General features: G+C 38.1%; 11 protein-coding genes and 1 pseudogene. 1 reads left to right on the top strand and 11 read right to left on the bottom strand.

The genetic code is table 11. The features are described from left to right. Positions 1-341 precede the first annotated feature (341 nt). The 6 genes from FD16_RS09805 to FD16_RS09780 form a co-directional block, all read right to left on the bottom strand. Positions 342-668 (bottom strand): AzlD domain-containing protein, encoded by a 327-nt coding sequence (locus FD16_RS09805; RefSeq protein ID WP_033386070.1) that lies wholly within the window; start codon positions 666-668, stop codon positions 342-344. 66 nt (positions 669-734) lie between these two features. Then, positions 735-1508: an AzlC family ABC transporter permease gene (locus FD16_RS09800; protein WP_050899282.1), complete on the bottom strand. Its 774-nt coding sequence runs from the start codon at positions 1506-1508 to the stop codon at positions 735-737. A 237-nt stretch (positions 1509-1745) separates the two neighbouring features. Continuing rightward, a complete protein-coding gene (locus tag FD16_RS09795) occupies positions 1746-3041 on the bottom strand; it encodes a D-alanyl-D-alanine carboxypeptidase family protein (protein ID WP_010622610.1) in 1296 nt (431 codons plus the stop codon). Between the two features lie 18 nt (positions 3042-3059). Then, on the bottom strand, positions 3060-4211 hold the full coding sequence (locus FD16_RS09790; RefSeq protein WP_010622609.1) for a sensor histidine kinase: 1152 nt from the start codon (positions 4209-4211) through the stop codon (positions 3060-3062). Positions 4212-4421: 210 nt separating this feature from the next. After that, positions 4422-5111, bottom strand: coding sequence for a response regulator transcription factor CroR (gene croR, locus FD16_RS09785; protein ID WP_010622608.1), 690 nt, complete (start codon positions 5109-5111; stop codon positions 4422-4424). Positions 5112-5228: 117 nt separating this feature from the next. Continuing rightward, positions 5229-6053, bottom strand: a complete 825-nt coding sequence (locus FD16_RS09780) for a hypothetical protein (RefSeq protein ID WP_162255732.1) — start codon at positions 6051-6053, stop codon at positions 5229-5231. 209 nt (positions 6054-6262) lie between these two features. Here FD16_RS09780 and galU point away from each other — a divergent pair, with 209 nt between their 5' ends. Then, entirely contained in the window at positions 6263-7153 is an 891-nt protein-coding gene (gene galU / locus FD16_RS09775; protein WP_010622606.1) for a UTP--glucose-1-phosphate uridylyltransferase GalU, read from the top strand. Between the two features lie 222 nt (positions 7154-7375). Here galU and FD16_RS09770 read toward each other — a convergent pair whose 3' ends face one another. From FD16_RS09770 to FD16_RS09750, 5 genes and pseudogenes are all read right to left on the bottom strand, one after another. Next, positions 7376-8149 (bottom strand): glycosyltransferase, encoded by a 774-nt coding sequence (locus FD16_RS09770; protein ID WP_010622605.1) that lies wholly within the window; start codon positions 8147-8149, stop codon positions 7376-7378. Between the two features lie 292 nt (positions 8150-8441). Then, on the bottom strand, positions 8442-9881 hold the full coding sequence (locus FD16_RS09765; RefSeq protein WP_010622604.1) for a flippase: 1440 nt from the start codon (positions 9879-9881) through the stop codon (positions 8442-8444). 11 nt (positions 9882-9892) lie between these two features. Next, a complete protein-coding gene (locus tag FD16_RS09760; RefSeq protein ID WP_010622603.1) occupies positions 9893-11035 on the bottom strand; it encodes a glycosyltransferase in 1143 nt (380 codons plus the stop codon). After that, positions 11032-11874: a dTDP-4-dehydrorhamnose reductase gene (gene rfbD / locus FD16_RS09755; RefSeq protein ID WP_010622602.1), complete on the bottom strand. Its 843-nt coding sequence runs from the start codon at positions 11872-11874 to the stop codon at positions 11032-11034. Before rfbD ends, FD16_RS09760 begins: the two co-directional genes overlap by 4 nt. Positions 11875-11934: 60 nt before the next feature. Continuing rightward, positions 11935-12237: pseudogene (locus tag FD16_RS09750) on the bottom strand (GDP-mannose 4,6-dehydratase); the annotation flags it as partial. Positions 12238-12266 lie beyond the last annotated feature (29 nt).

Raw genomic sequence — 12266 nt, 5'->3', positions numbered from 1 at the left:
CATAATCCTTCCAGGTCAACGTGTTATCAATAATGTCAAAAACTACTTGTGAATCGATTCCTAGTTTGGAAAGTGTTAATAAATTTTTTGGTCTTACACTCAGTCTCCAATTAGATCGTCTAGCTTGAATACTGGTAATTATATTTTGTATTTCTGCGATACTAGTTGTCATTTGCACATTCAAACTGTTTTATGTGTAGTGATTATATCACATTCTGTATCTCACGAAATACAAGCAAACTATTAATCCTGCTGTTAAGGCCATCAAAAAAGACCTCATGATTTATTACAAATCATGAGACCTTTTTATTTTAATAGGCTTTCGCCATATTTGTTTATCTTTAAAAAAATGTAGTAATAACGAATACAGCCACTAGTCCTGCCAACACCGAGAACGCCATTGAGCGCGTCACATAAGTAATCAAAATGACGATGACTCCAGCGATAATGTAGTTGACGTGTCCCAGCAGTTCGATGTGATACGTGCTGGAAAGAAAAACACTCTTCACAACCAGTGCTGTAAACAAGCTAACCGGCACATACTTCATCCATTCGTTAAACCAATCTGGAATTTCACGGGTCGAAAAGAACAGCATTGGGATGTAGCGAGGTAAAAATGCTGTGACCGCTGCTAAGGCGATCAGTATTAAATGATCCGTTGAATCCATCTTATTGACCACCGTACTTGCTAGCACGGGGAAATTAGTCCACACAGTTTCCAATTTGAACCTCCGCTATGAGTCGGCCTCATCGGCCTCTTCAGCATCCTTATCCTCAACAGTTTTTCTGGTAATTGCCGGTCCTCTAATCTTCCCAAACAACCACGTGTGGTGAACATGCTGGTGGTGTCTGCGAATATAAGATTCAACCATAAATCCGACAAATGATGCCAACAGCGTTGAGATAATAATCCCAATCGTACTCTTAGTCCAAGCAATGAAGATGATTGAAAGCACAGCTGATAGCAATCCAATTAAGAATGTTAATCGGTTACGCACTTGCATAACAATCATGTACAAGAACAGCGCTGTCAACGCAAAATCAACAATATCAAGGTTAATAGTGAGCGCACTACCAATCAAACTGCCGATAAAGTTAGAAACGGACCAGGTAATTAATGAATAGTGTTCGACCATTAATGCCTGACGCGGTGTCCAATCTTTATCAGTATTGAATTTAAGGTAGTTAATAGCGTAGTTTTCATCATTCAGCGAAACTGAAAATAGCCAAATGAAACGCTGTGGCTGGTTCTTCATGTACTTTGACAGGCTGGAGCCCAGTAGTGCGTACCGTAACTCCAAGAAAAACAGCGTCACAACGATGGAAAGAATTGGTGCATTGATGGTAAGTAATGAAGCAATCAAAAATTGCGCCCCACCTGAGAAAACCACGATGGAGACAAGTAACGTCATTAAGAAATTGAATCCAGCCGCGTGGAGCAAAACACCACACGCGAGACCAATCGGAATATAACTGAGACATAGTGGCATTGATACCTTCAACACCATCAGCCAGTTAGGCTCTTTTTGTTTCAAGAACGTTCCCCCAATGAAACTATCTGCGACTTAAATTAAATTATTACACACACAACACGAAACTATTTTAGCATGTTTTATGATAAATGAATACAAATGTTTTAATATTCACCGCAAAGTACTAGTCGCTGTATCATAACTTAAATGCCAACATCAGTTTCATCATTTCCACGAATAATGGAAAATTGGCGACTTGCAAATTTTGACGACCTAGTTGCTACCAAAGAATCCAGCAACTGAACGAGCCATCCGTACAAAGAGGTTAGCTTTTTGAACATTTGATTGAGCGGCCATCGGTACTTCAATATAACCGCCATTAATTGTCGTAATGTCAGAACGTTTCAGGGCTACATTAGCAACCACTTGACCCTGTTTAACAGGTGCATTCAACGTATCATTCTTCGCTCTTAGAGCCTTCTTGATAATCACAGCATGATTCAAATCAGTCACGTTCGTGCCGTTTGGCAACCAAATCTTAGTATCCTTGGCTGCTCGAATCTGAACCGTGCGCGCCTTACCATTTGGAATACTCAATGATGAAACGCCGTTAACCGTGCTGCCCTTAGCAACCGTTACTTGAGTGTAGTCGGTGTAAATCATAGATAACAATTGCACCGTTTCACTAAAGCGAGTATCTGATCCGTTCGTACCATTGGCGTGCAAGACAACGGTAATGAACCGGTTACCTTGATAAGTCCCAGTCCCGACAAATGACTTACCAGCGGCATCGGATGTCCCGGTCTTTAAGCCGTCCATAACTACTTTGGTTGGGGCAGTAGATTGACCTGGCAACATTTCGTTCAAGGTTTCCATCACTGTAGAAGTAGTGCTGTCAGTCTTGAACGTTTCCTTAGTGATCTTCGTAATGTTCAAAACGCTTGGATACTTCTTGATGATGTAATCAGACATCTTTGCGATGTCGTTGGCACTCATCTCATTTTCAGCATTCTTGCTGACATTCTTTAACTTCAAGCTACCAATTTCACCATTGGTTAATCCAGCCGCGTTGTAAATTTTGGCGTCTTTAATGTCCATCTTGTGGGCCATCGTCTGCATTTTCTTATTAAAGCTGGCGGTCGTATCACCGTTAGTGGTTGATAGTGCGATCGCTGCCGCATCCGCTGACTTGATCAATGTCGCATGAACTAATTGCTTAACCGTATACGAGTGACCCTTATCAAGTGGCACACCCGAATAATCTGAGTTTGTCGATAGCTTAGCGACCGGCTTACTGATCTTAACTTTCGTGTTCCAGCTTAACTTGCCCTGCTTGATTTCGTTTTCGATTACAGCGACCGTTAATAACTTAGTGATGGAAGCAATGGGTAATCGTTTGCTGCCATTTTGCTGGTAAATAACCTGACCAGTTTTAGCATCAACGACCATCGCAGCGCTGGCATTAATGGTAGTGGCCGCCTTAGCAGAACCACTTAATCCAACAATACCAACGTTAAATGTGAGAATTACAAGTAAGAAACCAATTACAAAGTTCTTTAATTTTTTCATCTTTCTTCTTCCTCATACCTAGTCTTTTTCTGTATCTTCAGCTTGCGCCGTGTACTGCACCGGCAGAGTGACAATAAAACTCGTTTCCTTGTCGGTGGATGTTACTTCAACTTTACCATGGTGTAACTCAACGATACTTTGAACAATTGCTAATCCTAATCCAGTGCCACCAGTGGCTTTAGAACGTGACTCTTCCACCCGGTAGAACCGCTCGAACAAATGACTCAAGGATTCTGGTGGAATTTTGGAACCATCATTGCTAACAGTGACGACCACATTGCTATCAGCCTGCTTGGCTACCAACTTAATGTACTTGGCACTACCACCGTACTTAATGCCATTAGCGACCAGGTTGCTGAATACCCGCCCGAGCTTTTCCGCATCCGCCTCAATCATCAGGTTGGCCGGATGACTCTCAGATGTAATCGAAATGCCCTTGTGACTAGCCTCCAACTCAAAGCTGGCGGCTAACTGCTCCAACATTTGGTCAAGGTTGACATTAATGATGTTAACCGGCGAGCCTTTTTGTCGCACCTTGGTGTACTCAAACAAATCATCAACCAGTGATTTCATCTGTTTAGCCTTTTCATAGGCCGTGTGCGTGTACTTGAGCAGGTCTTCTTCACTATGATACTGCTTATCTTCAATCAGGCCGAGATACCCGATGATCGACGTCAGTGGTGTTCTCAAATCGTGACTAACGTTGGTGATCAATTCATCTTTGGATTGTTCAATCTTACGTTCGTCATTCATCGATTGAATTGCACTGTCAACCAGTGCATTAACACTGGTTACCACGTTTTGCTGATCGCCCTTCAAATTGAATGGAATCCGGTGATCAAAGTGTCCCTGGGCAATGTAATGTAATTCGGTAATGATATGGTGAAGTTGATACTGATGATAACGGCGAATCAAGCGCCAGTACACAACCAGCACATCTACCACGATCAATAGTCCAATCATCCATCGCTGATAACTCCAGATCTGGGTATGATACGGACCGACAATTAATGATTGCTTAATAATAAATATCCCGTTTTCCAGTCCTGGATTACTGCGAATGGTGTCTTCAACGATCACTATTAATGATAGGTTCAGCAAAAAGAGGAGGAGCACGGTGATGAACCCCTCAAAAATTAATGAACTTTTTTCTCGTGCAGTCAGCTTCACGATGAACTCCTAATTTTCATTACCTTGGTGCCGGAAAGTAACACTGCTTTCCCAAACATCTCACAGTATTTCGTTCCCGCTTAACCAGTTTCTAGAATAACATACCTCACACATTTTCACGCATTAAAATCAGAATTCACAACGAAAAGCCCCATTATCGTTCATCAATTAAATTGATGAGGGATAATCGAGCTATTCTGCGTATTTAATCTAGTGTGATTCAATTTTATAACCAACACCCCAGACGGTTTCAATCACCTTTTCACCGCCGGTAGCTTCTTCAATCTTGTCACGCAAATGACTCACGTGCACCATAACCGTTTTAGCAGACACGATACTTTCCTGTTGCCATACTCGTTCAAAAATATCATCGGCAGAAAATACCCGGTTCGGGTGACTAGCCAAGAGGTATAAAATACCGAATTCCAGCGCCGTTAATTGAATCAAGTCACCCTTGATCGTCTTAACTTCGTGAGAATCCTTATTAATGGTCAGTGGTCCGATGTCTAATACATCTGGTTGGTCATTGGTTACATCATGTTGACTCCGACGCAGCAATGATTTCACCCGTGCCATAACTTCCAGTGGGTTAAACGGCTTAGTAACATAATCATCAGCACCAGTAATTAACCCCTGAATTTTATCCATATCAGTTGTTTTAGCAGACAAGATTAAAATCGGAATTTGTGAGTCCTTGCGAACTTGTTTAACGACTTCAATTCCATCAATTTCTGGCATCATGATGTCCAAGATGATGAGGGCAATGTCAGGGTTCGTGTTGAGTTTTGTCATGGCTTCCTTGCCATCGTATGCGGCCATTGCTTCATAGCCTTCGTTTTTAACGTAAATCTCTAAAAGTTGAACGATTTCTTTATCGTCATCGACAATTAAAATTTTCATTTCGTTAGTCTCTCCTTAAGTCGACATACTCGTCATTAATAATCATATGCTTACCATTATATTCCTTAGTGTACAATAAAAGCCCGTCTTATGCGCGGGCTTAAGAAATAATTAGATTTATTGACCATTTTGGTACTCGCCAACCCCTGACTCGGTATTATTGTCCGTACCTGTATCAGTGGTATTAGCTGTCGATTTAGTTGATTCATTTGTTGACGTTGATCCACCAGTTGAACCACTCCGTGTGGTGCTGGATGGTGAATAATATGAACGACGGGTGCTGGAAGTTGTGCCACCGGTTGAGCCTGTCGCACTAGAACTTGATGCAGGCGTGTACGTTGATGAGCTTTCCTCACTGCTACTTGAAGAGTAAACCACTGATGATGACGATGAACTAGATTCATCACTATCAGATACCACAATCTGCTTAGTCACACTCTTTCCGTTTCTTGTAGCAATCACATCATAAGTGCCACCGGTGCTGAATGTATACTTGAAGTTTTCTTGCTTAGTATCCTTGTTAGCCTTAAAGCTCTTATATAGATCGCCTGAATAATGACCTTTAATGGTCAGCTTGGTTTTTGGTGACACTTTAAACTTCACCTTCACAGATCCATCACTTAGCACTGGCTTCTTCGGTGAAAAACTGAAACCAAGTTTAGCTAGCTTAGTCGTGCTAGAACTGCTGGAAGAAACGACTGACTCCGAAGAACTGGAAGATGAATTGTCTGCTGCCTGCGAGCTACTACTGTGGCCACGAACCGTTGCGTATGCGGCACCCCCCAAGCTGCCAACAAACACAATCAACAGTAACCAGCTCAACGCAATTCGAACAAACGCCAATGATTCCGGTCGTCCCTCGACCACCGTTTTACGATAATGCTTATAAATTAAAATTAGAAAGATTAGTGCCAGGACCGCTAGCACTAGTAAATACCCCACAACCATAATGCACCTCATATGTATATGTTAATGTTTTTATTTTACCTCATTGCTCGACGTATAGCAGTATCTATGACAAAATTTTCTCAATTAATTGAAATTATTTTCCAGAATCAAAATCTATACCACTTAGGTATTTATGAAATATTAATTTGTGCTACAATGCATATTATGAACATATGATTCATAAAACGAAAGGAACTATACCAATGAAAAAAGTAAGAAAAGCTGTTATCCCCGCCGCAGGTTTGGGTACTCGCTTTTTGCCGGCCACCAAGGCGTTAGCAAAAGAAATGCTGCCAATTGTCGACAAGCCGACCATTCAGTTTATTGTTGAAGAAGCTAAGAAGTCAGGTATCGAAGATATCGTCGTTGTTGACGGTAAGTCAAAGCGTTCGATTGAAGATCACTTCGATTCAAACCCTGAACTAGAAAAGAACTTAACCGAAAAGCATAAGGATGAAATGTTGAAATTAGTTCAAGAAACTACTGATATCAACCTCTACTTTATCCGTCAGTCGCATCCGCGCGGCTTGGGGGATGCCGTACTAACCGCGAAGGCTTTCATCGGTGACGAACCATTTGTTGTAATGTTAGGTGACGATTTGATGAGTGACAAGACTCCATTAACTCGTCAATTGATGGACAGCTTTGAAGATACCGGTGCGTCAACTTTAGCTGTTATGAAGGTTCCTCATGAAGATACTGCTAAGTATGGGGTCATCAACCCAATTGCCGAGGTGAAACCTGGTCTTTACAACGTAGAAAACTTCGTTGAAAAGCCAAAACCAGAAGAAGCACCCAGCGATTTAGCAATCATTGGCCGTTACCTCTTAACACCAGAAATTTTTGATGTACTTGAACACACCAAGCCTGGTAAGGGCAACGAAATTCAATTAACGGATGCCATTGATACACTAAACACAACACAGAGAGTGTTCGCCCACGAATTCAAGGGCAAACGCTACGATGTTGGTAACAAGTTCGGCTGGATCCAAACAAACATCGAGTACGGTTTAACCCACCCACAAGTTAAAGATGAGTTGCGCGAGTATATTAAGACTCTCGGGGCTAAGTTGGAGAAGGAAGACTCAAAGTAGAGAGCGTTTGAGCACGGTTTGAGGTTTATAAAATAGCAGGTCTAAGTGAATTAATCGTGGTTTTTACGATTGATTTGCTTAGACCTCTTATTTTAATGGACCTCAGTGCTCAATAAGCTCGTTTCAGCTATATAAATTGACACTACATCATGTTTATTGAGACATTCAAACGTGTTCAGCAAACACAATCACAGGTATAGTAACAAGATGTATACCTATGCATCAAGCAACATTCATCACATACTCGCTAAGTCTTATATAGTGTTCCCGATAAACCATATGCTGAAATTCCAATTCTTGCTTAAAAACCTTCTTACCAAGCTGCTGCCATCTGCTATGTCTGTGTCGTGCTAAAACCAATGGTTTCTGAATATTTGCAAACTGCATGTGTTCACTTAACATAGCTAGCCACAAATAATAGTCTTCAAATGATTCCATTGATGCATAACCCCCATTAGACATCACGGCATTCTTTCGAAACGTAACCGTCATCTGGTTTAGCGGATTACGATGGTGAGATATTTTTTTGATTAACGCATGGGATGCTGGTACTTTACGAACGTCGACAACATCTTCCACCGCTGTTTCAAATTCGCCAATCCAGCTACCAATAACACTCAATTGAGGCCGTTCATTAAACATTTGTAATGTTTTAGCCATTCGTTCAGGGATACTAATATCGTCACTATCAAATCGTGCCACTAAGGAATAATCACAATGTTTTAGGCCTCGATTTAATGCGTATGCCATTCCACTGTGCTCTTGGTTATAAACTATTTTCAATGAAACTAATCGACTGGCACAATCCGTGGCAAAGTGAGCCAAAACACGGTAAATTTGCGACTCTTTACGACCATCTTTAACGATCACAATTTGAGATGGCAACAAGGTTTGATCAAGAATACTGCAAAGTGCAAGACGTAGGTGGTCGGAAATTTCATTTTCGTTAATGGCCAGTAACGCAGTATAGCGATATTCAAATATAATCGGAGTCATACGATTCACCCCTTATCAGGCTAAATTATGCCTGTATTATAAAAACGATAATTAATATCTATAATTAAGACTAACTTAACTTTTCGCAGTTGTAAATAAAATTGTCGTAGCATTTGTCACATAACCAGTTTGTGCTACAATATACTTAATCCGACAATTTCGGAAAATTCGCACATAAAAGGGCTTCCATCTTCGACAGTGGAAGTCCTTTTTCTGTGAGTAAAATTTGAATTCAAATTTATTCAATTTTCTAATTAGATCTCAGTCATTACCATTCTATTTATATAATTAATCAAATCTTGTTATGCATAAATTTAATTTGAAGTACTTTAAAAACATTCATGATTATTCTTGATCTAAGTGTAATCATAAACAAGGTATAAACCAGTACGCCAATAATAATCTCAAATAATATACACATAAAACTTTCAGCTAAGTAATGAGTCATTGTAAATATTATGAAAAACATTATTAAACTACTAACTAACGGCTTTATTGACTCTTTTACATTTCCTATCAACTTAATATTTTTCATTGTAAATTTAACTTGAACAAAGGTAACAACAGTTTCTGCCACAACGGTTGCAATTGCGGCTCCTTCAGCAGAAAAATAATGAATAAGAGGTATGTTAATTAATATATTGACAAGTGCACCACACAATATTGAAATTGTATATTGATTATTTTTATTCGAGGGTACTAAGTACTGAGCTCCAAGTATCGTGGCTAGTGATATAGGTATGATTGCTATCGCCTCAATTGAAATCACATTCACAACAGGATCAAAATTCTTCCCAAAAAACCATGGGACAAAATTTGGCGCCACCGCAATTATACCCGCTGATAATGGGAAAGAAAATGCAACGGCAATATCAATTCCCTGACGCACAAACTCCTGTATTTTTTTATTTTCTCCTCTCACAAATGCTTGAGCAACATGTGGCATCATAACGGTACTAAAAGATGTTAGTAACGCAAGGCAAATTCTAATTATCTTGTCAGAATTGTCATAATAACCGGAACTTGCAACTGTACTAAAATGTCCAAGCATCACTTTATTTAATATTCCATAAACGCTGATTGCAATTTGTGGAATAAATAGCTCAATAGTCGGTCTGATGTGCCTTTTCAAGTGTAATTTTCTAATAGGTACTTTAGATATATATTCTTTTAAATATGGCCATAATGATAAATTACTAAAAACCGTAGAAACCGATATTATCAATATATACACTGTAATGTCATTATGGTTTTTTACAAGCGAAAAGATTAAAACAATTGAAATGACTCTGAAAACAAAATTTCTTAGGACAGTAATTTTAAAATTCTCAAGCCCCATAAATAGCCAAGATACATCAAAAGCACTAGCACAAATTAAAAAAGACTGCGCCAAATAATAAATGTAATAGTTATTAATGAAATGTAAGGTAATTAGGAATAGAAAAAAAGATATTGCTGTTGTAATTAAAGAAATCGTTTCGATTTCCCAAAAGACTTCACTAAGTTTATTTTTTTCTCTACTTCTTGTATAGGCTATTTCACGTTGACCATATGTCGTCAATCCTAAATTTGCAATTAATACAAAGTACTGAATTGTTGAGTTTGTAAGTGTATTAATTCCAACACCTTGAGGTCCCAAAACTCTAGAAATATAAGGTATAGTGACTAAAGGAACCAATAACACAAATACCTGATACGTGGCGTTGTATAAATAATTTTTTAAAACCTTCATTTAATAGATACCTATTTTTCTTTAACTTGATTTGAAATATCTATGATCTTATCTACGTAATTACTCCAGCTATAAGGTTCAACAGCGTTTCTTGAAAGTTTACATTTTTCACGATATTCATCTAATCTAATATCAAAAATGTCATGTATCTTTTTAGTCAAAGTTTTCTCATCATTTATGGAATACGATCCAAATTTTATTTCATTACCAAAAGTTTCTTGAAAACTACGATACTTCGATGTGATTATCGGACACCCATGATACATGACATCTAAAACAGCAGAAAAGGAGGCCCAATTTGGTGTTGTATTAACAAAAACCTTCGCATTGTTTACAATGTCATAATATTTGGCTTTATCATCTAATTCAGATTTATTTAAGTAACCCCAAAAATTTACGTTTTCATATTTAACATCAGTATCATTTTTGTTTATACCAATAACATCTAATGTAAGGTTATCATATTTTTCTCTTAACTTTGTAAAGGACCTAAGTAAGGTATTTAAGCCTGGTAGATATTTTTTTGAACCTATGAATACAATATTATTGTTTCTATATTTATTTTCAATTACTTCATTTGTCAATCTATAATTATCTGAATTAACAACATTCCCCAAATAATATATATTATTACAAGTTGATTTTATTTTTAAATACTCACACACATCTGGAAAAAGTACAATCATAGCATCTGTGCTTTCTTGTAACAAACGTTGATTCTTTATTTCTTGCATTTCTAACTTGTCTGGCTTCCTTTTTAAAAAATGATCAAAATAATAGTCATATGTCCAATCACAAAACATAATGACAGGCTTATTTGTGTACTTTTTGGGATGAAAGCTGAAACTTATAGATAAAAACATGTCTGTATTTTTATATTTATTAACCGCCTTTTTCATTTTCATATCAACAAATTTTCTAAAAAAAGGGGTTCTATCAAAAGTATATGTCGTTTCACTATTAAAGAAAATTTTAAGTAATTTTAAAACTAATTTGTTCCATATAAATACAAAATATTTGTTTGGTTCTACGTTTACACGATTTACAGTAATATTTTTATTTTCCATTGTTTTTGTTAAAAAGAATGGAACATTTGACCAAGTACTCAAATTATTTGAATCTCCATATGAAAATACAGTTACCTCTTCTGTCAAATGTTAACGTCCTCCATAAATTCATCTAATGCACATTTCCAGGTTGTAATAAAAAAACCAGTAGATTTGGCTTTTTTTAAACTCATAATCGAATGTTGTGGTCGTGTCGCTTTTTGTGGATATTCAGCAGAGGACACTGGCAAAACTTTAGTATTAGTATCTTTTAATATTTCACTGGCAAAATCATACCATGTACACGAATCATCATTTGATAACTGATAAGTACCAAAATCCACACTATGTTGCACAGCATACAACATGAAATTAGCTAAAGTATACGTCCAAGTGGGACGGCCTACCTGATCATTAACCACTGTTATCTGATCATGCGTCTTGGCCAAATTTAACATTGTATAAACAAAATTATGCCCATACTTGCCAAATACCCATGATGTTCGAATAATGTAGTAATTATTGGAAGCCTCTTTTACCGCATTTTCGCCAGCTAACTTAGCTTTGCCATATTCATTTTGCGGATTAGTCACATCATCCACTTGGTATTCGCCTTCATTAGTACCATCAAATACATAATCGGTACTAATATATACTACAATGGCACCTACTGACGCTGCGGCATCCGCCACATTCTTAGTGCCATCGACATTCACTTGCCAGTTAAGAGCTTTTCCTTCACCCTCGGCTTTATCAACGGCAGTATATGCTGCACAGTGAAAAACCACATCTGGTAAAAGATCATTTAGTGTATTAAACACCGCCTCACGGTCAGTGATATCAAGATCAGCTGAATCATAGCCCCAATAATTAATATCTTTATCATCAAACAACTTTGACAGTTCTGTGCCCAGTTGCCCTTTGGCACCTGTAATCAAGTATTTCATGTAATTGTCTCTCCATTCACAAAAAAGGTTGACCATAATTCAGCCAACCCTTGAATTTTACTACTGACCATTCTTGGCATATTTAGCTTCGACAGCGTCTTTCTCAGCACGCCACCAATCTTCATGTGCAGTATACCAATCAATTGTATGTTGTAATCCATTTTTAAAATCAGTGAACTCAGGTTGCCAACCAAGTTCTGTACGTAACTTCGTTGCGTCAATGGCATAACGTAAATCATGTCCTGGACGATCTTTAACTTGATCGTATGTGTCAATAGGTTGTCCCATTAATTCTAAGATTAATTCAAGCACTTCTTTATTATTTTTTTCACCGTCAGCACCAATAAGATAGGTTTCTCCCAGGTTCTACAATATTTGGTACTGATAGATTT

Origin of the sequence: Paucilactobacillus suebicus DSM 5007 = KCTC 3549, from assembly GCF_001434475.1 — a bacterium.
GTDB lineage: Bacteria > Bacillota > Bacilli > Lactobacillales > Lactobacillaceae > Paucilactobacillus > Paucilactobacillus suebicus.
Note: the sequence above shows the minus strand (reverse complement) of the source record. Positions and strands in the feature narration are given on the sequence as shown.